The organism is Lactococcus sp. SK2-659 (assembly GCF_020218185.2).
Classification (GTDB): Bacteria; Bacillota; Bacilli; order Lactobacillales; family Streptococcaceae; genus Lactococcus; species Lactococcus lactis.
The window spans coordinates 631,418-657,139 of sequence record NZ_JAIWQZ020000001.1 but is presented as its reverse complement, the minus strand read 5'-3'; the positions used below and the strand labels follow the sequence as shown (position 1 = coordinate 657,139).

At 33.1% G+C, this 25,722-nt stretch carries 27 protein-coding genes; 7 read left to right on the top strand and 20 right to left on the bottom strand.

Annotated elements, in window-relative coordinates; genetic code table 11:
* Nucleotide 1 precedes the first annotated feature (1 nt).
* From LDP15_RS03080 to LDP15_RS03070, 3 genes are all read right to left on the bottom strand, one after another.
* Nucleotides 2-1,309, bottom strand: a complete 1,308-nt coding sequence (locus tag LDP15_RS03080; RefSeq protein ID WP_015426535.1) for an ABC transporter substrate-binding protein — start codon at nt 1,307-1,309, stop codon at nt 2-4.
* Between the two features lie 26 nt (nt 1,310-1,335).
* Entirely contained in the window at nt 1,336-3,183 is a 1,848-nt protein-coding gene (locus LDP15_RS03075; RefSeq protein ID WP_163646347.1) for a sialate O-acetylesterase, read from the bottom strand.
* A gap of 232 nt (nt 3,184-3,415) precedes the next feature.
* Complete coding sequence (locus LDP15_RS03070; protein WP_015426537.1) at nt 3,416-4,426, bottom strand: DUF3883 domain-containing protein; 1,011 nt, start codon at nt 4,424-4,426, stop codon at nt 3,416-3,418.
* A 212-nt stretch (nt 4,427-4,638) separates the two neighbouring features.
* On the opposite strand from LDP15_RS03070, the gene LDP15_RS03065 reads away from it, so the two are divergent.
* On the top strand, nt 4,639-5,742 hold the full coding sequence (locus tag LDP15_RS03065; protein ID WP_015426538.1) for an SLC13 family permease: 1,104 nt from the start codon (nt 4,639-4,641) through the stop codon (nt 5,740-5,742).
* A 45-nt stretch (nt 5,743-5,787) separates the two neighbouring features.
* On the opposite strand, the gene LDP15_RS03060 is transcribed toward LDP15_RS03065, so the two are convergent.
* From LDP15_RS03060 to LDP15_RS03040, 5 genes are all read right to left on the bottom strand, one after another.
* Entirely contained in the window at nt 5,788-6,384 is a 597-nt protein-coding gene (locus LDP15_RS03060) for a histidine phosphatase family protein (protein WP_015426539.1), read from the bottom strand.
* Nucleotides 6,385-6,585: 201 nt separating this feature from the next.
* Nucleotides 6,586-7,389, bottom strand: a complete 804-nt coding sequence (locus tag LDP15_RS03055; RefSeq protein WP_015426540.1) for an HAD-IIB family hydrolase — start codon at nt 7,387-7,389, stop codon at nt 6,586-6,588.
* 270 nt (nt 7,390-7,659) lie between these two features.
* Nucleotides 7,660-8,466, bottom strand: coding sequence for a Cof-type HAD-IIB family hydrolase (locus tag LDP15_RS03050; RefSeq protein ID WP_015426541.1), 807 nt, complete (start codon nt 8,464-8,466; stop codon nt 7,660-7,662).
* A 37-nt stretch (nt 8,467-8,503) separates the two neighbouring features.
* The gene (locus LDP15_RS03045) at nt 8,504-9,130 is read right to left on the bottom strand and encodes a sugar O-acetyltransferase (protein WP_136122592.1); all 627 of its coding nucleotides are present in this window, start codon (nt 9,128-9,130) and stop codon (nt 8,504-8,506) included.
* A 17-nt stretch (nt 9,131-9,147) separates the two neighbouring features.
* Nucleotides 9,148-9,549 carry a VOC family protein gene (locus LDP15_RS03040; RefSeq protein WP_015426543.1) on the bottom strand — a complete coding sequence of 134 codons (402 nt, stop codon included), beginning with the start codon at nt 9,547-9,549 and terminating at the stop codon, nt 9,148-9,150.
* A gap of 233 nt (nt 9,550-9,782) precedes the next feature.
* Here LDP15_RS03040 and LDP15_RS03035 point away from each other — a divergent pair, with 233 nt between their 5' ends.
* A complete protein-coding gene (locus LDP15_RS03035) occupies nt 9,783-10,751 on the top strand; it encodes an ROK family protein (protein ID WP_015426544.1) in 969 nt (322 codons plus the stop codon).
* Between the two features lie 79 nt (nt 10,752-10,830).
* Here the strand turns inward: LDP15_RS03035 and LDP15_RS03030 are convergent, their stop codons facing one another.
* Nucleotides 10,831-12,477 (bottom strand): alpha-keto acid decarboxylase family protein, encoded by a 1,647-nt coding sequence (locus tag LDP15_RS03030; RefSeq protein WP_015426545.1) that lies wholly within the window; start codon nt 12,475-12,477, stop codon nt 10,831-10,833.
* A 134-nt stretch (nt 12,478-12,611) separates the two neighbouring features.
* On the opposite strand from LDP15_RS03030, the gene LDP15_RS03025 reads away from it, so the two are divergent.
* Together LDP15_RS03025 and LDP15_RS03020 are read left to right on the top strand one after the other, a co-directional pair.
* Nucleotides 12,612-13,082, top strand: a complete 471-nt coding sequence (locus tag LDP15_RS03025; protein ID WP_003130267.1) for a MarR family winged helix-turn-helix transcriptional regulator — start codon at nt 12,612-12,614, stop codon at nt 13,080-13,082.
* A 50-nt stretch (nt 13,083-13,132) separates the two neighbouring features.
* Nucleotides 13,133-13,954: a LysR family transcriptional regulator gene (locus LDP15_RS03020; RefSeq protein ID WP_015426546.1), complete on the top strand. Its 822-nt coding sequence runs from the start codon at nt 13,133-13,135 to the stop codon at nt 13,952-13,954.
* Between the two features lie 40 nt (nt 13,955-13,994).
* Here the strand turns inward: LDP15_RS03020 and LDP15_RS03015 are convergent, their stop codons facing one another.
* Both LDP15_RS03015 and LDP15_RS03010 read right to left on the bottom strand, forming a co-directional pair.
* The gene (locus tag LDP15_RS03015) at nt 13,995-14,768 is read right to left on the bottom strand and encodes an alpha/beta hydrolase (RefSeq protein ID WP_015426547.1); all 774 of its coding nucleotides are present in this window, start codon (nt 14,766-14,768) and stop codon (nt 13,995-13,997) included.
* Between the two features lie 106 nt (nt 14,769-14,874).
* Nucleotides 14,875-15,072 carry a hypothetical protein gene (locus tag LDP15_RS03010; protein ID WP_012897925.1) on the bottom strand — a complete coding sequence of 66 codons (198 nt, stop codon included), beginning with the start codon at nt 15,070-15,072 and terminating at the stop codon, nt 14,875-14,877.
* Nucleotides 15,073-15,295: 223 nt separating this feature from the next.
* Between LDP15_RS03010 and LDP15_RS03005 the strand changes: the two genes are divergently transcribed.
* Together LDP15_RS03005 and LDP15_RS03000 are read left to right on the top strand one after the other, a co-directional pair.
* Nucleotides 15,296-16,108 (top strand): oxidoreductase, encoded by an 813-nt coding sequence (locus tag LDP15_RS03005; RefSeq protein ID WP_015426548.1) that lies wholly within the window; start codon nt 15,296-15,298, stop codon nt 16,106-16,108.
* Nucleotides 16,109-16,124: 16 nt separating this feature from the next.
* Complete coding sequence (locus tag LDP15_RS03000) at nt 16,125-17,099, top strand: AraC family transcriptional regulator (protein ID WP_015426549.1); 975 nt, start codon at nt 16,125-16,127, stop codon at nt 17,097-17,099.
* A gap of 35 nt (nt 17,100-17,134) precedes the next feature.
* Here LDP15_RS03000 and LDP15_RS02995 read toward each other — a convergent pair whose 3' ends face one another.
* The 6 genes from LDP15_RS02995 to LDP15_RS02970 all read right to left on the bottom strand — a co-directional run bounded on the left by LDP15_RS02995 (nt 17,135) and on the right by LDP15_RS02970 (nt 22,071).
* Nucleotides 17,135-17,653 carry a D-lyxose/D-mannose family sugar isomerase gene (locus tag LDP15_RS02995; RefSeq protein ID WP_015426550.1) on the bottom strand — a complete coding sequence of 173 codons (519 nt, stop codon included), beginning with the start codon at nt 17,651-17,653 and terminating at the stop codon, nt 17,135-17,137.
* A gap of 9 nt (nt 17,654-17,662) precedes the next feature.
* Nucleotides 17,663-18,766: a PTS fructose transporter subunit IIC gene (locus LDP15_RS02990; RefSeq protein WP_225513465.1), complete on the bottom strand. Its 1,104-nt coding sequence runs from the start codon at nt 18,764-18,766 to the stop codon at nt 17,663-17,665.
* Between the two features lie 2 nt (nt 18,767-18,768).
* Entirely contained in the window at nt 18,769-19,083 is a 315-nt protein-coding gene (locus tag LDP15_RS02985; protein ID WP_015426552.1) for a PTS fructose transporter subunit IIB, read from the bottom strand.
* Nucleotides 19,084-19,192: 109 nt separating this feature from the next.
* A complete protein-coding gene (locus LDP15_RS02980; RefSeq protein WP_015426553.1) occupies nt 19,193-20,068 on the bottom strand; it encodes a ketose-bisphosphate aldolase in 876 nt (291 codons plus the stop codon).
* Between the two features lie 52 nt (nt 20,069-20,120).
* Nucleotides 20,121-20,585, bottom strand: a complete 465-nt coding sequence (locus tag LDP15_RS02975; RefSeq protein ID WP_042230422.1) for a PTS sugar transporter subunit IIA — start codon at nt 20,583-20,585, stop codon at nt 20,121-20,123.
* Nucleotides 20,551-22,071: a PRD domain-containing protein gene (locus LDP15_RS02970; RefSeq protein WP_015426555.1), complete on the bottom strand. Its 1,521-nt coding sequence runs from the start codon at nt 22,069-22,071 to the stop codon at nt 20,551-20,553. The genes LDP15_RS02975 and LDP15_RS02970 overlap by 35 nt, the downstream gene beginning before the upstream one ends.
* A gap of 230 nt (nt 22,072-22,301) precedes the next feature.
* Between LDP15_RS02970 and LDP15_RS02965 the strand changes: the two genes are divergently transcribed.
* Nucleotides 22,302-22,838, top strand: a complete 537-nt coding sequence (locus tag LDP15_RS02965; protein ID WP_225513466.1) for a ClbS/DfsB family four-helix bundle protein — start codon at nt 22,302-22,304, stop codon at nt 22,836-22,838.
* A 55-nt stretch (nt 22,839-22,893) separates the two neighbouring features.
* Here the strand turns inward: LDP15_RS02965 and LDP15_RS02960 are convergent, their stop codons facing one another.
* The 3 genes from LDP15_RS02960 to pabB form a co-directional block, all read right to left on the bottom strand.
* Complete coding sequence (locus LDP15_RS02960; RefSeq protein ID WP_015426557.1) at nt 22,894-23,217, bottom strand: arsenic metallochaperone ArsD family protein; 324 nt, start codon at nt 23,215-23,217, stop codon at nt 22,894-22,896.
* Between the two features lie 58 nt (nt 23,218-23,275).
* Nucleotides 23,276-23,647 carry an ArsC/Spx/MgsR family protein gene (locus LDP15_RS02955; RefSeq protein WP_017864571.1) on the bottom strand — a complete coding sequence of 124 codons (372 nt, stop codon included), beginning with the start codon at nt 23,645-23,647 and terminating at the stop codon, nt 23,276-23,278.
* Between the two features lie 188 nt (nt 23,648-23,835).
* The gene (gene pabB / locus LDP15_RS02950; protein WP_225513467.1) at nt 23,836-25,722 is read right to left on the bottom strand and encodes an aminodeoxychorismate synthase component I; all 1,887 of its coding nucleotides are present in this window, start codon (nt 25,720-25,722) and stop codon (nt 23,836-23,838) included.

The window sequence follows — 25,722 nt, the reverse complement described above, 5'->3', positions numbered from 1 at the left end:
CTTATTTCACTTCAATATTAGGATAGGCAGACTTAACATCTGACTTGAATGTATCGAGTGCTTTAGATTTAGTGACTTTTCCTGTAGCATAAGGGTTAACAACATCATTAATCCAAATTGATTGGATACTTTGGTCATATTGTGTTTGATTTTTACCATTAATGGTATCTGCAACTTTTGACCAAACAGGATAAGGATTTTGTCCACCAATCAAACTGACCTTGGCATCTTTACCTTGTTCTTTATTGATTGCTTTCACTGAACCAAAGTCATTTTGTGTTTTGACATCCCAAGTTTGGAATTCTTTGTTTGTTCCCATATAAACTGCAAGTGCTGAAGCTGCATCAGCATTTTTAGAGCCTTGAACTCCTGCAAGCCAAGTTCCACCCCATGAATAAGACACAGGTCCTTCTGTCACGCGCCATGCTCCAGCTGTATCTTTAGCATAGTTTTTCAACCAATAAAAGAGCCCCCAAGATGGCATTGCATAAGCCCCAATCTTGTTAGATGAAATTCCACCATACCAGTCAGGAGTTTGAGGGGTTGTATTTTGACACCAACCTTCTGAAACAGCTTCTTTCATCAAATCTAATGAATCAGTCATTGAACTATCAATTTTAAGCTTATTATCAATCACCCAACCATCTTTTCTTGCACCAATAACTGGATTATAAATTTCTTCAAGTGAGCTAAAAAGATAAGCTTGTCCACCAGATTTTTCTTTGATTGTTTCGCCGGTCTTCTTAATTGTATCCCAACTAGACAAAGCTTTCTGAGCAGAAGCTACATCATTTGGAGCAATTCTCAAATATTTTTGAAAAACATTAGTATTATAGTAGTAAGCCCCCGGAGCTGCTTGGTAAGAAACTGCTACTTGTTTTCCTTTGCTATCTTTCCCCATATCAAGCGTATATTGATAATTCCCTTTGTCGGCAGAAGCAACTCCATAGTCTCCAAGATTTGTTAATTTACCTGATTGAACATATTTTTCAACGAAACCGGCATCTAACGCCACCATATCTGGCGCTTTATCTGTTCCCAAAACAGAGTCTAGTTTTGTTTGAAAGTTAGCATAGGGAACAACAACTTGTTTGATGGTAAGGTTTGGTTTTTCCTTTTTTAATTCATCGATCTGTGGTTGCATCGTAGTAAATGACCATAATGTAATAGTCTGTTTTTTGTTCAAATCAGCATTGCCAGCAGATTTTTTCGAGCTACTTGTACTTGTGCCACAAGCCACTAGGGTTACAGTTGCAAGTAAAGCAACAGAACCAAGGCAAAGCTTTTTCCAATTTTTTGCGAGATTCATTTTGTTTTTCTCCTATTATGAGTTTTTTATTGAATATTTAATTCGAAGGGAGAAGCTGGATATCCCTCTTCATTCCAAATAAATGCTTGCGGAGCATTGCTCCAGTTGTACCTGACTTTCGCATCAGGTTGAAGTGATAAGGTTGCAGGAAGCTCTAAAATAATTTGTTCCTCAACTTGACGATAGTCTCTTACTTTATAACTATGTCCTCCTTGAAAAAGTTCAAAATCCTTATTTTTCTCAACGTTAAATTTTTTTCCAAAAGTTTCAAATGAAAGGATAATGACATTCTTTTTCGCTTGTATAGCTTCTTTAGCAAGAGGACCTATACAATAACCATTTGGGAATAATTTAACATTGTGATAAGCGTTTAATAGTTTGCGAGCAATATCTTTTTTATTTAAAGGATGGAGGTCATCATCTTCTCCATCTCCGATTGTCACGACCATGGCTGTTCGTGATATTTTTAGCCCCTCTTTTTGTTCTTCACGAAGTCTTGCCCAATCTGCCTCTTTTTCAGTATCACAATTTGGTAATTGGATATAGAGAAAAGGTAAATTTGGTTGCTTAAAGAGTTTTTGCCAACTTTCGATTAATTCGCGAAAACGTAAACCATAATTTTGCGGACTACCTGCATCACTTTCACCTTGATACCAGAGAATAGCTGCAAACTTTAACCTTTGCAAAGGGATAATCATACCATTATATAAACCAGTTGGTTCATAATTAATAAAGTATGCTTTATGACGTTCAGGCAATGTACTGCTTCGCCTAATTTTCCATCCATGATTTAAATCTAAACGATTCTCTCCAACTAAGAGAATATGAGGCTTACTATGTGTGATTCCACCAGGAGCGTTATAGATTTTAAGACGAATTGCAATCGTAAATGTTTTTGTTAACTTAGATATTTTGTAATTTCTAGGTGGATACTTGTAGTCAGTATTGCCTATTTTCTTTCCGTTGACATAGATAACATCAGCATCGGTCATTGTTCCAAAGCGCAACTCCCCCTCCTTTCCAATAAATTCATCTGAAATTTCAAGTTCTTTTCTTAACCAAAATGTACCTGGAAAAGTATATTTTTCATTCCAAGTCTCACTTAATGAAATCTCAGGCCAATTCCTATCATCTAAGTTAGGGTCTTGCCAAGATTGATATAAACCTTCATCAGTTTCTTCACAAAGTTTTTGGTAGCTATCTTGATAGAGCTTATCAAGATTTTGAATTTCTTTTAGATACTCTTTATTTTTTAAAGCATTATAGGATGGTGGAAGAGAATTAAATTTGGTTAAAGACTCTTCACTCAACCAAGCATTAAGCGGTGTCCCACCTGCTGCTGTAACAATCAAGCCTATTGGTACACCATCTTCTAAAAATTTTTCTTTAGCAAAAAAATAACCTATCCCTGACAAATTCTTTAAATCTTCGCCAACTGCTCTTTTCCATCGTCCTGAGGTTAATTCTGTTTTAATGTTATTGAAAGAAGGTTCTTGTGGTACCTCAAAATAACGAAGCAAAGGATTTCTGGCTTGTTCTATCTCATCAGGATAGCGTGTTTTGAGACGTTCCATCCAAAGTTGCATATTTGATTGACCCCCAAGTAGGAACACATCGCCAAAACAAATATCTTTGAGAACAATTTCTGCATCAACAGTTGAAATTTTAAAGTCAATGCTCTCACTTACTTCGTGTGCTGGAAGAATAATATCGAAATAACCTTTTTCATCAGATTTAGTTTTTAAAATTATCTCTTCATACGACAATATGACTTCCTGTTCTGAACCCGTATATCCCCAGAAACGGTTCTCTTGATTTCTTTGTAAGATTGCGCCATATCTTAGAAGATATGGAATAAAGATAGATGATTTCATGGTTTATCTCTTTCGTTTGTTACAAAACTTATATACAAGTTTTTATCTAAAAATAAATATAGCGCTTTCATGGTTTGGTTTTCTGATTTTTCTTACGATGTGAACTGGGAAATGTTGTGTTTATCGTTCTGTTATTATTGATTTTTATTATAATAAACAAAAATGTAAAACTAAAAAGAGAACAAAATTTATTTTGCTCTCTTTTTGATTAATTATTTAATTAAAATACTTTTTATTTTTGATAAACTTTATAGGAAGTAGCTTCCAAATTAAATGTCTCACTACTGACAGGACCTTCAAATATTTTAATTTTGCATTCTCTTGTTTTTATATTTAAATCATAAACTCTATAAATAAAATAATTTGCATTTTTCGAAGTTGATGCTTTTATTTCGTTTCTGGACATCTCAAATCCATCTGAAAATTTACTTGTAGAAGTTTTCACTTCTATGTAGCACTCTTCTCCAAGCTCATTCCAACACCGAATGTCATAACCTAATCCATCTCCTTCAACTTTAGATACGTGAATCGGTAGTTTATTATTATTTTTTTGTGCATTTTTAATAAGAAGTTCAAATACAATTGCTTCTCCGAGTGCGCCTATTTTTTGTCTTTGCTTTTGAATACTTTCAAAGTCAATTTGTTTTGCAATAAATTTAGTTGTTTTTTTTCTTTTAGAGTGGGTTGTGTTATCTTCTTCATAGGAAACAGTAAAACCTTTTTCGACAAAAGTTTTAATTTCTTCTTCAGATATTTTTTCGTCTTTAGAGGCAATACTTTCAGCAGGAACGCATTGGACAGCATTTACTAATTTTTCGAATTCATCAATTTTTATTTCATTCATTCCATACTGATTCCAGAAATTCGCCCAATTGTTCGATTTTTTCTTTTTACTACTCCATTTAAAACTTTCTATAAAATCGTCCCCTTGTTTTATGGGTGGTTCAATATTAAAGGAATGTGTTATCAATGCCCTTACATTTCCATCTTCATCTGGTTTAGAAATCTGTTCGACATACCCTCCAGCGTAAATCTCAAACTTCTTATCTTTCGATAGTTTACTTGGATGACGGTTAAGAACAAAAGCTCCCTCTTTTAGACGATTATAACGTTTGATGTTCCAGCAATAACTTGTTTGATCATCAGCATATTTTAATTTTCCTTCTTCGATTTTACCATGATCGAGAATAAAGGCTTGTTGTTTCTCTTGCTTTTTTGGAAGAATTTTATCAATTTCAGTCATCACATCCCTTTCAAATTCATCAAAAGATTAATTTTTTGTTAGTCAGTACTATATAAATACCATTATATCAAATAAATAAACATTTTTTGTGAGATTCATAACAAATATAATCTTTTTATTAAAACAGTTAAATCTTGTAGTTTTAAAAATGATAGCAGATGTTAGTTTTATGCTAAAATTAATTAAAAATAACTTCCTGATGGGGAACTTTCATGGCTACTACTCTAAAACGTATTTTTTCTGATAAAACTTTTTTATTTACTTTCGCTCTAGCGCTACTTTCTTTAATTTTTGGAACGGTCAGAGCTTCTGATATTGATCTGAAAACCATTTTGGCTCTTTTGAGCTTGATTATTCTTATTTCTATTTTTGAAATTCTTGGTATTTTAAAATATTTTGCGGCGTTTATTATTGATAAATGTCAAAACTTGAGACAAGTGGCTTTAATGGTGCTGCTCTTGTCTTTCTTTGGTTCGATGTTTTTTACAAATGATGTGGCGATTTTAACTTTGGTGCCGATTGTTTTTAATATTGACCGAAAGGTGAAGTTACCTAAAATTGGCTTGATTAGTTTGATGACTATTTATGCCAACTTAGGTAGTGCGATTACCCCTATTGGTAATCCTCAAAATTTGTATTTAGTTTCTTATTATCATTTAAAACTTTTAGACTTTTTCAAACTCTCCATACCTTTAGGACTGGTCAGCTTATTGACTTTATTTTTATGTACCTTATTATTTTCAAAGAAAACTGTCAAACAGCTAGAAAACAAGGTGTTTTCTATCAAAAGACGAGATCTTTACTTGTTAGGATTCACAACCTTAATTGTACTTTTGGGTGTATTAGCTCTGATTCCTGTTTGGATTTCTTTAATTGCAAGCTTGGTCTGTGCTTATCTTATCGAGAAAAAAGTTTATCAAGAAGTGGATTATGGAATCATCTTAACTTTTATCAATTTCTTTATTATTGTTGGTGCACTTGGGCGTATTCCTTTGATTCATAATTGGCTTCACCAGCTGATGAATAATGACCTCTCTATTTTCTTTACCTCAATCTTATCTAGTCAGGTCATCAGCAATGTTCCTGCTGCGGTCTTACTATCAAAATTTACCGGACAACTTTCTCCTTTATACTTGGGAGTGACAATCGGTGGTTTAGGAACACTGGTGGCTTCTTTGGCTAACTTGCTAGCCTTGAGGCAATATCAATTGAATGTTAAAGATCAATCTACCTTGAAATTTTTCGGTCTTTTTACGTTTTTAAATTTTCTCTATCTACTTGTTTTTATCGGAATTGGGATTTTGTTTCTTCGATAATATTGATAAAAAAATCAAATCATTTTCTGATTTGATTTTTTATTATTAATAATGCGACGTAGAGTTTAAGAGCTTTAATTTTGCTTTTTTATTTTCTACTTCTATGATACTCAATGATGTCGAGCTAAGGTCCATCTCACCATAGAGTTCTTTATTGTTTAATAAGAGAGAAATCAGCATTCTAATCGTTATTCGATGAGAAACGATTGCGATTTTGCCTGAACGCTCCCTAAGTCCTTCTTCTTTGATAAAAACTTTTAGTCTGGCTTCAAGTTGAGCAAATGATTCACCATCTTTAGAGGGAAAGTAATTAAAGGGATGATTAAAGAAATTATTCCATTCTAGAGGGGCGAGTTTTTCAATTTCTTGATAAGTTTTTCCTTCCCACGCGCCCATAGCGATTTCACCTAACAAATCTGATGAAGTTTTCTTTTCATCACCAAATATTAGTCGAGAAGTTTCCAGGGCTCTAGGACTTGTACTTGAGTAAATATGATCAAAATAGTGTTTATTCAGCTCTTTACCTAATGATACTGCTTGTTTAACTCCTTCAACTGTCAAGTCAGAATTGAGTGAACCTTGCATTTTATTTTCGAGATTCCACTTTGTTTGTCCATGTCGTATTAAATAAATTTCTAGCATTTTTTTCACCTCAAAAATTATTTTAGTAAAATAAATAGCTTTTTAAAAATACGTTTTAATTAAGCAGATATAAGTAAAAGTTATGAGTCTTGCTATCAAAAGTAATGTAGTAGATAATCTTTAATAATAAAACATAAAAAAGGACAATAGGTATTATTGTCCTTTGCATTTTAATCAGTTAACTTAGATCTATGATTCATTTCATTTTTGTAAAAGCAACAACTTTTCAATGGTTTGAAGAACGCCACTCTCTTCATTTGATTTTGTTATGAAATCAGCTTTTTCTTTTACGATGTCAAAAGCATTATTAACGGCAAAGCTACAGCCAGCGGCTTCTAATAGTTCAATATCATTGAGTCCATCGCCAAAGGCAATTGTTTCTTCTTTTGTTACCCCAAGAATATGTTGTAGTGCTTGAACGGTCGTTCCTTTGTGGATATTATAGTTGGAAATATCAATCCATGCTGCTTCTGAGGCCACGATATAGGCTTGAGCTTCAAATTCGGACAGCTCTTTAACATTTTCAAATGCTCTCAGTTTTTGATCAAAAACGGTTATTTTTACAAAGTCTTCCTCAATATTTTGTAAATCTTCCTGCTTTTTGACAACAGCATATGACTTTCTTATTTTTTGAGTGTCCTCTTCAGAGACCGTTGACTTGATATAGGCAGCGGTTGGGGTACAAGCGATAATAATATGATCTGATGCAATATTTTCTAGTTTTTCAATAATTTGAAGTCCTAACTTGTTTGGTAATAAGGACTCATAAATATATTTACCTTCACGTTTAATTCGTGTTGCACTATCGCCCAATATCCAGATATTTTTAGAAATATCTGTATCAAAGAGTTCTTCAACCCGCTCGCATTGTTTACCAGTACAGGGGGCAAAAATAACATTATTCTGATCCATTATTGTCTTAACTTTCTCATAGTAAGACTGATCAAAACTACCGCTTTTGTTTAAGAAAGTACCATCTAAATCTGTAAGTACAAGTTTAATCATATTATCATCTTTCTTTTATTAGTATTTCTTTGTTCAAGAATCTGAGTTAAGAACTAGCCACTTCATTTTAAGACAGTAAATCAAATTGAAGACAAGATTTATTGCTACTTAGATCATTATAATGTGCCTTGTGCTTGGTGAGAGCTCTACAATCATATTTCTATAGGAGGTCAAAATTATTGTTGTTCATTATAATATCAATTATTTACTCTTAAGTTTACTGCCTTAGAATGAAGTGGTTTTTACTTGTTCCTTCCACTTCATAAAGTTTTAGCCTAATTTATCAAATAAAGCATTGATAGTAGAAATTACTCCATTCTCATCATTTGATGGTGCTTGATATTTTGCTACTCGGGCTACTTGTTCACTTGCATTAGTCATAGAATAACTATAGCCTGCGAGCTCTAACATTTCTAAATCATTATTGCTATCACCAAAAGCTAGAAATTGTTCGGGATTAATTTCCCATTGATTCAATAAATGCTTAAGTGTGTTCCCTTTGTTTACTTCGTTTGCAATCAAATCAACACTTCCATGTCCACTATATACGGCTTTTAGTTGAGAATTATTCTTTTCATTCATTAAATCAATAATCGAAAAAGCATTTTTATCCTCTAATTGAAGGGCGATTTTTACCCATTCATCATCTGGAAGGTCTTGAAATGAATCGATTTCTTTGACTGCAAAATAGTATTTTGCTGCTTCCTTTTTCAAATCAGCATTTTCACTCTTGAGGATATAGGCAGATTTTACACCACAAAGAATAATTCCAACTTTGTAGGAAGTATTTTCTAAAAGAGTCAAAGTATCCTGAATAATTGGTTTGGCAATGATCTTTTTTATTAATAAATTTCCCTTTTCAAATACGAGTCCGCCATTTTCTGAGACAAATGTTATTTCTCGCCAAATTTCTGGGAAAAAAGAACTTATTTGAGCGTACTGATTTCCACTTGCTACCACAAATCTCACTTCTTTAGCTTTTAATTTTTTAAAGAGCTCAAGGAATGCTTCTCTGTCGTAGTCATTATTTGAATTAAGAAAGGTTCCATCCATATCCACGGCGATTGCTTTAATCATACATTATCTCCAATTTAAAAAATATATCGATTTATTTCTATTTTTCTTTTAATCTTGATTGATATTCTTCTTTTTTCTTGTTCCAATAGCGCTTGTCCTCTTCATTGATTGCTCGGATAAGCTGAGCTGGATTTCCTCCGACAATTGTATTGGCTGCAACATCTTTCGTTACTACTGCGCCTGCAGCAATGATTGAGTTTTTACCAATGGTCACTCCTGGAAGGATAGTGGCACTCCCACCAATCCATACATTATCTTCAACCGTGATAGGCAAGCCAAATTCAAGTTCTTCTATTCTAATTTGAGGATCTATTGGATGACCTGCCGTATAAAAACTGACACGTGGACCCACCATAACATTATTGCCAATCTTTATTTTATTAACATCTAAGAAAATACAATCCATATTTGCATAGAAATTATTTCCAATTTCTACGTGTCGGCCATAATCCACCTGAAATGGGGGAGTTACATACAGGTTGTCCCCTGTTTTCCCAAAAACTTGTCGCTCTAAAGCAACGATTGTTTCTTTTTCTTCAATCGGAGTATTATTGATTTTTTGGACAATCTTCTTGCCGTGGATGGATTTGTTTTCTAGTAAAATATTCCCAGCAAGATATAAGTTACCTAACAACATCTGTTGATAATCAAAATCAACTGCCAAAACCTCTTACCCACTCTCTATTTTTTATGTTCTTCATCTAGCGTTGTCGTAAGTTCAATCAAATTTCCCTCAGGATCTTGAATGACTGCTTCATAATAGCCGTCTCCCGTAGTACGAGGGCCGTTGAGTAATGGATAACCATCTTTTACAAATCTTTCAGCATATTTATCTACTGCTTGTTTATCCCCTACTGCAATGGCAATGTGAGCATATCCTAAACTCTCAGCAATTCTATTTGATAAGAATTTTTTTGTTGTGACTTCCATTCGACTTCCTGAGTCAAAGGTTAAAAAGTAAGATTTGAAGCTTGTTTTTTGATTATGGTATAAATCACTTGAAGTGACATTAAAATATTTTTCATAAAAAGCTTTTATTTTTTCAATATCCTCAGCATAAATCGCTACGTGTTCGATGTGCATTCTGTTTCTCCATTTTCTAGCTAGCTTTATCCAATTGCTGGATAATCTTTTAAAAATAGTGGTATAATGATTCTAATGGCAATGATTGCTCCTTTTATTAAGAATAATAAGAGCAGGCCGATTTTTTTAAATAAACTTTATTAACAAACTTTAATAAGTTGATTTCATTATATCTTTTTTATCAAAATTAGTAAAGCGTTTTTATTTTGAAAAATGATCATATAAGGAGAATTATGAAAGCCTATAAACCTAAAAATATCAAAGAACACAATAAGGAACTAATTTCTGATTACATTAAAAATGCTCATTTACCACTTACAATTCGTCAAATATCAGACGGGACTCAACTCAGTGTTGTTACAATTAATAAACTTATTGTGGAACTGATTGAAAGTGATACCATTAAATCTCTTGATAAACATGCTAAAACTGGCGGTCGCTTCGCAACAGCCTATGAATTTAATACTACTAAAGAATTAATACTAATCCTTCAATTTATCGAAAATGATAAAAATTTAGTGGTCAATTATCATATTGTCGATCTTCTGGGAAATGTCATTGAACAAAAAAATTTAAAGACTAATAATTTAGACGAACTTCTGCTTAATATTAATCATTTTAGAAGTGTTTTTCCTCAAATCGTTTTAATTACTTGTGGTATTACTGGAGTTGAGATTGACGGAGAATTACGTATTATGGATTTTTCACCGCTTAAAAATATTAATCTCGCTAAAGAAATTAGAGATTCAACTCAGATTGAAACCATTATTGAAAATGATATTAATGCCGCTACTCTAGGCTATGCTTTAGAGGAGAATGAGGTTTTATCAGGCGTTTATTTTCCAGAAAAATTTCCGCCAGGTTCTTCTTTGATTATTAATCAAACTATTTTTAAAGGAAGCAATAATATCAGTGGGGAAATAAAATATCTTCCTACTTTTAGAAATGCTGAATTTCCATTGAGTCAAAACGAGATTTATCTAAAAGTATTTGATTCAATTCAAACAATTATCGCAATGTATGCCCCTCATCAATTAATTATCTTTATTCCTCAAGTTTGGGAGAAGCTCCTAAATATAGAAAAAATAAAGGATGAACTCAGAGAGATTTTTCCTAAAGGAACCCTTCCGCAAATGGAGTTTTCTTCCAACTTCTCTAGTTTATATTTGGCAGGCTTAATTAAGTTGTCTTTGAGAAACTAAGGTTTTCTAAAGAAAGAGGGATTGATTTAGTCAACAAAAAAACATTAGGTATTTCCTAATGTTTTTTACTATTTATAAATTATGATTTATTTTGTTCAGCAAATAGTTTACCCATTTTTTTCAGTACTTTTGGTGCATCTTCTTTTGCCAAAACTAACTCAATCCAGTACATTCTATTTGGATCTGCTTGAGCTTCTTTCATGACAGACACAAATTCATTTTCAGTTCTAACGATTTTTGAGACTACTCGATCTTCTGTTGCTCCAAATGATTCTGGTAATTTTGAGTAATTCCACATTGGAATATCATTGTAGCTTTGATTTGGTCCATGAATTTCTCTTTCGACTGTATAACCATCATTATTGATAATAAAGCAAATTGGATTAATTTTTTCTCTAATTGCTAGTCCTAATTCTTGCACCGTAAGTTGAAGTGAACCATCACCAATAAATAAAAGGTGTCTGCTTTCTTTATCTGCAATTTGGCTTCCTAATGCTGCTGGGAATGTAAATCCAATTGATCCCCATAAGGGTTGACCAATAAAATGACTCTTTGGTTTTAAGAAAATTGATGAAGCGCCAAAGAATGATGTCCCTTGTTCTGCAACGATTGTTTCATTGCTTTGAGTTAGGTTTTCAACTGCTTGCCATAGGCGGTCTTGTGATAAAAGCGCATTTGATGGAACAAAGTTTTCTTGCTTTTTATCGATATATTTTCCTTTGTATTCTATTCCGCTTAGGTCTAAGAGAGAGGAGATGAGGGATTCAAAATCAAAATTTTGGATGCTTTCGCTAAATATTTTTCCTTCATTTATATTCAGTGAAATCATTTTATTTTCATTTAAATGATGAGTGAAGGCTCCTGTTGAAGAGTCTGTGAGTTTAACTCCAAGCATCAGGATGAAGTCGGCTGATTCCACGAATTCTTTAAGATTAGGCTCTGAGAGTTTACCATTATAGATTCCTAAAAATGAAGGGAGAGCTTCATCAACTGAACTTTTTCCAAAGTTTAATGTCGTAATAGGTAGTTTTGTCTTTGAAATAAATTGAGTGACTGTTTTTTCTAAGCCAAAACTAATTATTTCATGTCCTGTAATCACGATTGGTTTTTTGGCATTTTTCAAGCTTTCTTGAATTTTATTCAAAATCTCTTGGTCACTTGTATTTGAATTTGGATTTTCTTTTTTCAAAGGGAGTGAGGGTTTCTCTGCTTTTGCAGCAGCAACATCAACTGGTAAGTTGATATAGACAGGTTTTCTTTCTTTTAGTAGTACGGAAAGTACTCGGTCAATTTCAACGGTTGCATTTTCTGCTGTCAGTAAAGTTCGAGCTGCTGTAACAGGTTCGTGCATTTTCACAAAGTGTTTAAAATCACCGTCAGCCAGCGTATGATGAACAAATTTTCCTTCATTTTGAACTTTTGATGTAGGTGATCCCACTATTTCTACTACTGGTAAATTTTCGGCGTAACTTCCTGCTAATCCATTAACTGCACTCAATTCACCTACTCCAAAGGTTGTAAGAAATGCGGCAGCTTTTTTAGTACGAGCATAGCCATCAGCCATATATGAAGCATTTAATTCATTAGCATTTCCGACCCATTTCATATCCTTGCGGGAAATAATTTGATCTAAAAATTGTAAGTTATAGTCTCCAGGGACTCCAAAAATTTCTTCAATTCCTAACTCGTGTAATCGGTCTAATAGGTAATCTCCTACTGTATACATCGCATTCCTCCATATTTTATTATATATTGGTCAATCAACTTGACATTTATAGAATAACGCTTTTCTTTAAATAAGTCAACGATATTGACTTATTTAAATTATCAAGTATAATAGACTAATAAAAGGAGTGAGCTATGACTAAAGAAAACTCAGGAATAGACGATAACTTAAATTTTACTAGAGATTTGGCTTTATTTTACTTCGGATACCGTGCATTTATTAAACAAGAGGACGACCTAGTACTTTCTTACGGAATTCGTCAAGTACATCGGCGAATTATATTTTTCATCGGAAGACTTCCTGGCTTAACTGTTAATGAATTACTTGAAGTGCTTGATATTTCTAAACAAGCTTTGAACGGTCCTATGAATGATTTAAAAGAAAAAGAATTGGTTCATTTCAAGCCAAATGAAAATGACAAAAGAATCAAACAGCTTTATCTGACCGAACAAGGAAACATGTTAGATGAACGTATGAATGAAAATCAAATCAATAAAATGAAGCAATATTTTAGTGAATCTGGCGATAAAGAGGGCAGTTTTTGGACTAAGGTCATGGAATTATATGCCAATGAAATTGGTGAAAAATATGTCAATCGTTTATAAGGTCTTAATCAGACTTCTATCAATTACAAGTGAAAGTTAAATAGACATCAATGAATATACATCAGCTTGAAATTTTTTATCATGTCGCAAAATTTCAGTCAATATCAAGGGCAGCAGAGGCACTTTATATCAGTCAGCCAGCTGTCAGTAGCCAAATCAAAAAACTTGAGTCTGCTTATGGTGTTCACCTAATCGAAAAAAATGGTCAGGGAATCCAGCTGACAGCTCTTGGAATTCAGCTTTATGAAATTATTCGCTCCTTTTTTGAGAACGCTATTGTTTCCGCAGAATCACTCTTAAAAAATTCTTCTATTCTCCGGATTTCAGGAAATTTTTTAATGACAAATTTTGTGATTCCTCAAATTTTCGAGCATGAAACTAATCAGGCTAACTTAATTATCAAAAGCACTTCTTCTTTTAATGCGCTGACAGAATTGAAAAATGGTTACTGTGATTTGGCATTGATTAGTGCTTCTAGTCAGCCCGTTCTGTCAGCAGATATTTCGGTCAAAAAAATTTTTGATGATGAAATTATTTCTGTCAGTAAAAATCCACTAGAAAGCGAAGTTACTTCCCTTATTGTCAGTAAAAGTAAAATTGATGTTTACAAAATATTAGAAAAAAATAATCCATTATTTTCACATTTACCTTATACTGCAGTTGAGTCGACTCAAGATGCTCTCTCAAATATTAATATTAATAAAAATAGTGCAACTTTCATTTCTGCTCGTTTTCTAAAATATTTTGAAAAAGATTATAACTATCACTATACTGGAGTTAAAAATGGTTTTTATGCCCTCTATAAATCAAATAATTTTCATACTGATGAAATTTTAAAGCTTATAGAAATGATAAAGTCTTCTACTAAATAAATTAAAAAACAATCAACTACTGAGTTGATTGTTTTTATCTTTAGATATAACGTTTTAAAAAGTTTAAAAGATTAGGCCAAATGTCATCAATATAAGCCTCCCCATGTCGTGAACCGCTAAGTAGGCAAGTTTCTACGGGAATTTGCTCTTGTCGCAATAGTTCTGCTAATTTTTGATGTTCATAAGCAGGAACAAGCTCATTCATCGAGTTGCAAAGCAAGCCCGGTCCACTCTTTTTAGTTACTTTAGAAAAAATTGAGGCCTTTTCTAAACTATCGTCATTTATTGACGCCAGTAAGTTTTCGATAATCCACTTATAGTAAGAATCATTGGCTCCTGCTTGGTCAATCTTCTTACTGGGTAAGTCTGGAGCAATGATTAATTGTTTAGGAATCGTTTCCTTATGATTTTCATAAAACCCCTTTAAATCTAAAAGTCCTGACAGGCTGACAAATGGTCGACCTTTTGTCAATCCCAAATAAACAGCTAAATGTCCACCTGTTGAGCCACCAATAAAAGCGATGTTATCAGCCTTGAAATCTGGGATATTTTTAAGAAGCCAAGTGTAGGCAGCTTCAACGTCCTCATCTTGGGTTGGAAAAAGATTTTTAGCTTGTGTGGCCAAACGATAATTCAGAGCTGCAACCTGATAACCTTCGGCAGCTAATCCTGTAGCAACTTCTTTTTCTTTGCCTTTGTCTCCTTGCCACCAACCACCGCCATGAATCAATACTAAAGTTTTTCCGTTCCATTCTTTTGGCTGATAGAGGTCAAGCGCTTGTAATTCATCTTTACCATAATTAAAAGTTTTCATCTTATTTCCTCCTAACTACATTGTATTTCTAATTCAACTATCACAAGACCTCCTCAAAGTTAGTTTGAGAAGGTCATTTTGTTTCTTAATTTCGTTTGTAAATAGATTATTTGTTTAATTTGAAGTACAAATCAGCAATATTTCCTGTAAAATCATAAGGTTTTTCATCGATAAGAACTTCAACTACTTTTGCAGAATCATCAATTGCTGGAATTTCAAGATTTTGTTGACGAATAAAGTCATTAGCATCAATAAATTCTTTGTTCAATGTGCGACCATCCAAAGTTTTAAATGTAATTTTCATTTTATTACCTCTTTCACATTTAATTATAAGTCAAAAGCAAATTGATGTCAATTAATTACGATATAATAATACGAAATAAAAAATATTACATCAAAGAAAATCTATTTAATTTTTTATCTTTTTTAAAAATGGCGCAAACTGTACTAAATTTGGCGCCAAATGTCATTTTATTCTTGCTAAACTTTATCTATAATAGTTTTATAATTAATAAAGGAGAAAAGATATGGCAATTATATTAATCACAGGAGCAAGTAGTGGGATTGGCTATCAAACAGCAGAGTTTTTAGCTCAGAATGGGCATAAGGTTTATGGTGCGGCACGAAGAATGGACAAACTTGAGAAATTAAAAAGCGTAGGTGTCGAGCCAATTTATCTAGATATTACAAATGAAGATTCTTGTAGTAAATTGGTAGATACAATAATTGACAATGAAGGACAAATTGATATACTAATTAATAATGCGGGTTATGGTTCTTATGGCGCAATCGAAGATGTTCCGCTTGAAGAGGCTAAACGTCAATTTGAGGTGAATTTATTTGGACTAGCTGCTCTAACTAAACTAGTTTTGCCTCACATGCGTCACCAAAAAGCTGGTCGGATTATTAATATTTCTTCAATGGGCGGTAGATTCACAACCTATTTTGGTGCTTGGTATCATGCAACGAAATATGCCTTAGAAGCTTTTAGCGATGCCCTCCGGATGGAAGTTAAACCCTTTGGCATTGATGTTTCTTTAATTGAACCAGGAGGAATTAAAACCGATTGGGGATTAATCGCAGCCGATCATTTAGCGGATTCTGCCAAAGGAGGAGCTTACGAAGAAGCCGCCTTAAAAACAGCTACCGGTATGAGAAAACAGTATTCTGGGAACATGATGTCTGACCCTAAAATAATTTCAAAAACGATTTTAAAGGCAGTCAGCTCAAAAAGGATGAGAGCTCGTTATTTAATCGGTTTTGGAGCAAAGCCCCTTGTCTTTCTTCATACCATTCTGCCAACAAGAATTTTTGATTGGCTAATCATGCGGGCCAGTTAATAAAATAAGGAAAATTATGAAAATAAGTATTGACCAACAGTTTCAAAACTTTCTCGAATTACATCATTTAGATTTGAACCTTCTTTTAGAAGAAGCCCAAATTCCAAATTTGCTTTGGAAAGAGGAAATTGTTTTAACGAATCAACAATTTTATAAATTTCAAGAGGTCCTATCAAAAAGATTGACTGATGAACAACTTCTTTTGATAAGTGATGTCCAAAATTTTGGATTATTTATGCCTATTTTTTTCGTCGCTCTTTCTTCTGCTACTGGCTTACAAGCTATAAAACGTTTGGCAAAATATAAAAATATCATTGCTCCAGTTGAAATTAAAGTCAGTATTCAAGAAAAACATGTTCAAGTTGAATTAAATGATATTTCTGAAATACAAAATCTTTCACGTTTTTCTCTATTTAATGAGCAACTTATTATTTTAAGTATTCTAAGAACTGGAACAGGTCAAAATATTATTCCTGAAAAAGTAATCAGTCCTTATCCATTCAGTTCTTCAATTTTGGAAGTTTTTGGGATTTCTCCTGAGCTTTCAAAAAATGATAATCTTTTGAGTTTTAATCTCCAAGATTTAGAACTACCTTTTTTGACCAGAAATAATAGTATGTGGCGGATGATAGAACCCGAACTGAATCGTCAGCTAGAAGAAATCAAAACTCCTTCTGACTTCATCAATAGCCTTCATAAAGAAGTTCAACTCTTGATTCCTTCTGGGGACTGTTCCATTCAAAATGTAGCAAGAAAACTGGGAATTAGTAGCAGAACCCTTCAAAGAAATCTTGCACAAGCTGGTACTACATTTAAAGCAGAGTTACAATCCGTTCAGAAAAAAATGGCTCTCCATTTTTCAAAGGATTTAAATCTCACAACTGATGAAATTTCTTATCTCTTAGGATATTCTGAGGTCAGTTCTTTCACTCGAGCTTTTCGCAAATGGACGGGAATGACTCTAAATCAATATCGGAAAAAGCTGACCTAAAATAAAAACTAGGACAATGTCCTAGTTTATTTCATTTATCGTCTAACTTTTGGATTAGTAAAGATGTCAGAAGAGTCTTCACTTGAAGAAGAAAACTCTGAAATAATTGCCCCGTCCTTCCCAGCTTGGAACCAATGAAGTATGTTGGGTGCAATCGTGAATTGTTCACCTGCATTAAGAATGATTTCATGTCTTGCTGTATACCACTCTTTGTTACCACTGGGAATTTTGGCAATTATTGTTTTGACATTTGGTTCTCCTGTAACATAAAGATAAACTTGCCCTTGACGAACCCGGAAGGTTTCTTCTTTTCCTTCAATCTCTAGATTCTGACCTCGATGTGGATGTTTATGTTCTGGGCAGGTTTGTCCTGCCAAAAGAACCATTTCCTTTGCACAATAGCGGTCGTTATTAATATAGATGATTAAATTCAAACCTTCTTGCTTAATATTATTTAACCCAAAATCTGCATATTCTATTCTATCTAGTTCTTCTCTTGTAAAAGCTATTTTTGAATCTTTAAAAGCTCTTCTAACACTTTCTTCGTAGTTCATTTTCTCTCCTTATGATATTTTGAGGTCTTTGAAATCGATTTCTTCCTCTTCTTTTTCTTCGAATTCAATCATTTCATCTGGGTTAACTGGTTTCATGATGATAATAAAAGTAAGAGCTTGAGCTACTGAACCGATGACGAGGGCAAGAATAAAAAGTAGGCCATGATTACCTGTCATAGTTGGTGCAGCAAACATACCTGACGCAGGAATATGGCTATCGCATTCCCAAAACATTGATAATGCTCCAAAAACTCCCCCACCAATTCCGGTTGCAATCATATTTTTTAACCAATTCTTGAAAACAATTGGAAAACATCCTTCAGTAATTTGACAGAATCCCATTGGAATAGCCGATTTCAATGTTTCTATATCTTGTTTATCAAAAACATTTTTTTTGAATATTTTTTGAAAAATCACTGCAAATCCATAACCAAAAGGTGTAATCATTGAGGCTCCAATTAACACAGTGAGGGGTGGATAAATTCCTTCTGAAAACATAGTAAATACAACCGCAAATACTGTTTTGTTAATTGGACCACCGTAATCAATAGATGATAATACTCCAATGATTAAACCATAAATCAAAAGCTGCGATGAGTCTAGATTCATCAAATAATCTGTTAATATTTTGACCAAATAATTGATTGGTGTGCCAAGAATATAGTACATGACCATTCCCCCAAGAAATGAGGAAACGAAAGGAACAATGAGAGTAGGTAACAACCCCTCCATCCATTTCGGAACTTTAATATTCTCATAAAAGAGGAGGGTGATAATCCCAACAACAAAACCTGAAGCAATCCCTCCAATGAAGCCTGTATTAATTCCGTGGGCAACAAACCCAACAATTAATCCTGGAGCAATTCCTGGCTTATCTGCTATCGAATAAGCAATTGCGGTTGAAACAATCATAGGTAAAAAACCAAGACCATATCCCCCCATGGTGGACATCGTATCAGCAAAAGAAAAAGTCTGTGAAAAATCATCAATACTTTCGTCACCCATGATATTACCTATAGCCAGTAAAAAACCAGCTGCACAAATAACAGGTAGAAAAAAGGAAATTGCTGTCATTAAATGTCTTTTAAAACCTAGTGTTTTTAAAGTGTTCATTTTCAGGCTCCTTGGTAAATTTCTTCTAATTTTTCAATCAACTTATTAGGTGATTTCACAACAAGACTTGTTGGTACTTCGACAATTTTTTTGCCTTTAAATCGCTCACGACCACTAATTTTAATGTCAGCTGCAATTATTACAACATCTGCCTCTGCAATTTCTTTGGAGTCAAGTTTATTTTGAAGTCCAGCCAATCCTTGGGTTTCAATGTGGACTTCGTGACCATGTTCTATTGCGGATTGAGTCAATTTTTCTTTAGCAATATATGTATGAGCAATACCAGCTGTACAGGCTGCAATTCCAACGATTTTCATAATAAGATTCCTTATCTCTAAAAAGTAATCGCTTACTTTTGTATTTTTAAGTTATCCCTTTGATTAAATTTAAATCAAAGGGAACTTTTTATTAATTTTATTGTTTAGTTTATTGGAAATAATATTTAGCTTTATCAACTGCTCCAAAAAGTTGATTTTTATGATGAACTACTTTTTCTGTTTCTTTCATAGGCTCTGGGAAGAGCACATTTGGTTCTCTTTTTTCTAAATTTCCATCGTTTAATTCGTCTCGTAATTTCTCAGCGAATGCAATCTTGATATCTGATGATATATTTACTTTGTTAATTCCGTGAGTCACTGCTGCTTTAATTTCTGAATCTAAATTATTTGATGCTCCATGAAGAACCAAAGGAATTCCAGTTTCCTTAACAATTTCTTCTAAAACATCAATGGCCAATTTTGGTTGCATGCCTTTTGGATAAAGTCCGTGAGAGGTACCAATTCCGACAGCCAGTGAATCGCAACCAGTGCGTTTAACAAATTCTTTGGCTTGTTCAGGAGCAGTATAGATGCCTTTTTGATTTCCTCCTTCGACATTGTTTCCAGTATTTCCAATTGTCCCTAGTTCTGCTTCTACTGAGACCCCCACGGCATGTGCTGCTTCAACAACTTTTTTTGTAATTGCAATATTTTCTTCAAATGGGGCCAAGGATTTATCAATCATGACTGATGTCATCCCAAGTTGAATGGAATGAATCACTTGTTCATAAGTTGCTCCGTGGTCCAAATGAATTGCAATAGGCAATTTTGTCTTATTGGCTGCATCAATACATGAAGCGACAAAATTATCTTCTAAAAAGCTTAATTCGTCTGGATGAATTGCAATAATAAACGGACTTTGATCTTCCTCGCATGCTTTTAAAGTAGCATTTAGCAATGGGCCTGAGCCACAATTATAAGCTGGAATTGCAAAGTTTTTCTCTTTTGCGACTGCGAGTAGTTCTTTTCCTGTTACTAAAACCATTAGGATCTCCTTTATAAAAATTATTATTTTAAGGCAAAATTGCCATGTGCGCTTAATGAGTTTTTGTCAGTAACTGATATAAGTTATCGACTGTTTTTACTTCTCCCAGTTTATTAAGAAAATCATCGTGTGCTAAGAGTTGAGCGACTTGTTGCAACAATAAAACATGAGTGGTAGTTGCATCGATATTTTTAACAGCAAACATAATCACTACTTTTACTGGTTGTTCGTCCAAAGTTTCCCACTCAATTTCGTCTTCTAAGACGGCAACTGTAATTGTTGTATTTTTGACTGATAAGGATTTTCCATGCGGAATAGCGACACCTTGACCAATTCCTGTGACACCTTCGGTTTCGCGTAGATAGACATCCTTGATAAATTCTTGAGCATCATTAACATAGCCTTTACTGACAAGTAAATTTCCTAGTTCCTGAATAACTTCTGATTTACTTTTCGACTTTGACGGAACAACCAATAAATTTTTATGAACTACTTTTTTCAAATCGATTTCGGTCATTTTTTTCCCTACCTTTTTCTAAAATATAATTTATTTTTTGAACATCATTTTCGGTTAGCAATGGATTGATAATCATAATTGGAATATTACCAATAGCCTCAATCGGTGTGTCAATTGTTGTCAGGATTAAATCTGTATTTCCAGCAATATAATCTTGATTTTTTTTCGCTTGTCGATTGCTCATCGTTCCTATAATATTTAGATTTGGAACTTTTTGCTGAATTCTGACTTTTAATAATTCGCTTGTCCCAATACCTGTTGAACAGACTAGTAGCACTCTTTTATTAGTTTTAATTTCTAAATAATATTTTTCAAAGTAAAGTGTAATATAGCCAATCTCTGACTCATCAATTTCAGTTTCAAATGCAAGTTCGTGATTAATTGAAGCAATTATTTTTGATATTTTTTCAAAGGATTTATTATATTTTAATTTGACTTCATCTAATAAATTATTTTCAATATGAATGCCAAGTCTTAAACGTGAGAGCATGGGCAAAATATGGTGATATAAATCTTCACGAAGCCTGTGACTGAACTTTAAACTTGTGACTTCTGATATTTCAAAAAAATCGAGAATCAGATTTTTAGTAAGTTCATCTGCCAATTGTTCATCGATTTTCAAACTTTCTTGTCTGCTCAAATTAATGGCATATAAGGTTTGAAACAATAAAAGTTTCTCAACTTCATCTAAGGAAAAATTAAGATAATGTGATAGGTTGTCAGTAATTTTTACTGACAGACTTGAGAGATGTTTGTTCTTTAACATAATTTCACGCTCTCTATCATCAATTTTACTGATAGAACGTTTTATATTGCCCTCTCTCACGCGTTTAACTAATACTGATAGATGAAGCTTTACCATCCAATCATAAGGATAATTGAGATATTGTTCCATTTGTTCTTCAATTAGCTCTACTTGATGATCAATAAACTTACTATCTCCTGAAAAGAGTCGAAGGCCTATTTTATGAATACTTTTATTTTTATTTATCAGCATAATTAAGTTATTAATTGCTTTTCTAATCCGTGGCTCTTCTCCCTCAATCCAGACATAATGTTGCTCAGCCTTAAATAATAGTTCATCCTTTTTGAAAATTTCTTTAATTTTCTTCAATTTATTTGTTTTAGCACTCGCAGATAAATAATCAGTTTCTAAAACATCATCTCTTCTCTTATAGGGATGACTAAATAATATCGTCAACATGATTCTGAATAAATCATTGTCATTATCTTCATGCTCATTATGTTCTAACTCTTTATAAATATCTTTATCTTTATAGTAATCAGAAAGTTTAAATCCTTTGCCTGCTTGAGAAATAATTAATGGTTTTCCATGATATTCTAAATATCCTTCATTAATTTTAATAATTATTCTTCTAATTGTTTTATCAGAGACAAGTAACTGTTTGGCTAAAGCTATGGCAGCAACATAATTTTCAAAATTTAGAAGGCCCATTACCTGTCGTTCATTGGTATTTAAAAACATGATTGTTCCTTTCCCCTCTTTTCCTTGTTACTCTTATCTTATATCCTTATTTTATCCTACTTTCTAGAACGTGATTACTTTTTTTTGTCCAGAACTCTGGACAAATTTTTAATTAATATATTTTAGAGTACAAAAAGACTCTAACTGTGAGATATAAATTAGTATTCTTATTTGAAAAGGAATATAACTGTGATAGAATATTAATAAAATTGAAAATAGGAGATATCATAATGGCAAGAGCTCAATCCAAAGAGGAATTAATTACTTTTTCTGAAGAAAGTTGGCAGAAATTATGTTCACTAATCAATTCACTAAACGAAGAAACAAAAAATGATAATTTTACTTTTAATGTTGAAGATAAAAAAGAAAAGCATTGGGCAAGAGATAAAAATCTAAGAGACGTCATGGTTCATCTCTATGAGTTGCATCAGTTATTAATCAACTTTGTCGAAAAAAATAAAAGAGGAGAGAAAACGCCCTTTCTGCCCTCTCCTTATAATTGGAAAAATTATGGTGAAATGAATGATAATTTTCAAATAAATGGGCAAAAAAAATCATTATCTGAGATAACACAACAACTTTCTGAAAGCCATATGGAGCTAATCACTCTCATTGAAAATTTTTCAAACAAAGAATTGTTCACAAAAAAATATTTTGATTGGACAGGTTCAACTAGTCTGGGGCAATATTTTCAGTCTTCTATGTCATCGCACTACGAGTGGGCTTATAAAAAAATTAAATTACACAAAAAAACCTCAGAACTATGAGGTTTTTTATTTTTATTATTAGTTTCTTGAGTTTAATCATTTCTGTCAGTAAATTTTACTGACAAGAACAGTCCTGACAGTCTTCTTCACATCCGAGATTTTGAAAACTTAAGCCCGTGATTTCTGTTAAATCTTCCACCGTTGGATAGTCACCAATCAATGTGATTTCTCCATCTACAAGGGTCAGAGGTAAAACATCCTTTTTTTCCAACATCTGTGTCACTTGAGGATAGTTTTGAAAAATTTCTGACTGATTTTTTAAATTGTAACGTGCCATTTGCAAGTCTTCACCACATTTAAAAGTGGCAAAAACTTGGGTTAATGTCATCATTTCATTACTAAATTCGGGAATATCTTCCTCAAAAAGTTCAATTTTCATCTTAATGTCCTGTCTTTTGTCATTAAAATTATTATACCAAAAGAGCAGGTCAAATTCACTAACGGAGACGCCAAGGAATAAAGGTCCGAATATCTTCGTTATTATAACCTATAAGTAAACGACGGTCATCAAAAGTAATTGGTGAACGTAATAATTGCTGATTTTTCAAAATAAATTGAATCATTTGCTCCGTCGAAATTTGGTCCATATCACAAGAACTTCTTAATTCTGAATAAAGTTTGGGTGCTTTTGATTCCGAAACAATAATTTCCTCAAAACCTTTATTTGAAAGCTCTAAGACTCTGACAATATCTTCTTTACACAATGAAGTTTTGGAAATGACAACATAAGGAATATTTCGCTTTTTAAACCAACTGGTAACGCGCTCAGCTGACTGGTTTGAACTTGATTTTTGGTAGATTTTAATCATCTTCACGCTCCTCTCCTTTATAAAATCTATTGTAACTCATTTTTGCGATTAAAAATTCAGACTTGAGATGTATTTCTTAATTTTAATTTATTTTTGTCAGTAAATTTTTAGAATATTTTTACTGACAGATTCTGTCAGTAATTTTTGCTCCAAAAAAAGTCCTTGGTCAGTAAAACCAAGGACTTATATTAGGAAATTCCGTCAATTTTAATTTCAACTAATCCTCTGACAGCATTTGTCATATAAAAACAATCATATGTTTTCAAATCAGAAAGCGCAATATCTTTATATATTAGGGTATGATTTTTCGCAAATAAATCTAAAAAAGTTCCTTTTAGAGCATATTTGGCTGGCGTTTCGTACTGATTACCCTTTTTTGCCACAAAATTTCCGATTGATAATTCACTGATCAAACCATCTGTATGAAATAGAATATCTTGAAACCCTTCTTTTTTCGCATCTAAGACTTCCTGACGAAAGACCTTTTGAAAATCTGGACCTGAAAGTTTAAAGTTAGACAAAAGACTAGGCTTGTCATTAATTGACGACAGTTTAACTCGATAGGCCTCATTTGAATGCGTCAGTTGACGAATCTCAGGGGTCAAAGAATCTCCGTCAGTGCTGACACGTAAAACTCCGTCAGTAACATTTTGAGCAAATTTTCTCAATTTTTTTTCCAAATCTGGATGATGGTATTGTTTTTTCAAGCGATTGACATGACCCTCTAAATTTAACAATTCACCATTTTTGACAAGACCCGTTGTAAATAAAATACTTGGAACATCTTTTACACCTAATATATCTAAAAAAGGTTTTGCTTTTAGTAAGATCTCTGAAAACTCTGCTTCTGCTTCGCTCTCGAACGTAATTCCACCGCCTACACCAAGCTGATAATGCTCACCGTCATGAACTAATGTCCGAATCACGATGTTCATATCCAAATCCATTTCTCGACTTAACCAACCCTGCATCCCTGTATAAATTCCTCTGGGTTGTTTTTCAACTTCCTTAATAATCTCCATTGCCCGCTTCTTAGGTGTACCTGTGATTGACCCTCCCGGGAATAAAGCCGTCATAAATTCTGAAAAAGTCAAATCTTCTTTAATTCTACTTTTTATTGAAGTCACCAGTTGATGAACATGAGAAAAAGTTTCAATTTCTGCAAATTTAGGGACAGACAAAGAAAAAGGTTGACTAATTCGGGCAATATCATTACGCAATAAATCCGTCACCATCAGTAACTCAGACCGTTCTTTACTACTGTTGGAAAGTATTTCCTTTTGTAATCTATCAGCTACAACATCTTTTCCTCTGGCAATTGTTCCTTTAATTGGTTTTGAAATTAATGCTCCATTATGAATAGAAACAAAGCGTTCAACAGAACTTGAAATTTGCGTCATTTTCCATTCAGGATAGTGTAAAAATGATGAGAAAGGAGCAGGAATTTGTTTCCTTGTTTTCTTAAAAACATCAATAGGTTTTTGATCGGACCAAATTTTAAATTGTTGCGTCAAATTGGCAACATAAATATCGCCAGCCTTCATATAATCTTGTAATTTTTTTATTGAAGCAATATATTCTTGCCTCGTTTGGTCAATAAAAACAGCCCCTATGCCATTCTGACCATCAAACTCAATCTCTGAATCCACTTCAATTTCTTCCGATTCAGTCAGCCAATATTGGCCATCAGTTTGTTCAAATTGCACGACCCGTAACAGTTTTGTTCTATGGTCAAAAAGTAAAACTTCATCATAAGCTGCAAAACAAGCCGGATCTTGCTCATAACTTACAAAACCCAATAATTCTGGATAAAAAGGCCAATTTTTAGGTCGTTCAACTCTCTCATCCTTCAGCAAATCTACCGCATCTAAAAAATTGAACTTCTTTTTTTCACCATTAAAAAACACTTGACCCTTATATTTTGAAACCTTTTTATAAGGTTTATGAGCTAAAATACTATAATGCTCATTTTCGGTCACCTGACTACTATGTAAAAAAACAATTTCTTCATCTGACCGATAATATTTTAGGAAAATTTTCCAAATATCCGTATTTTTTATTATAAATTCCTTCAA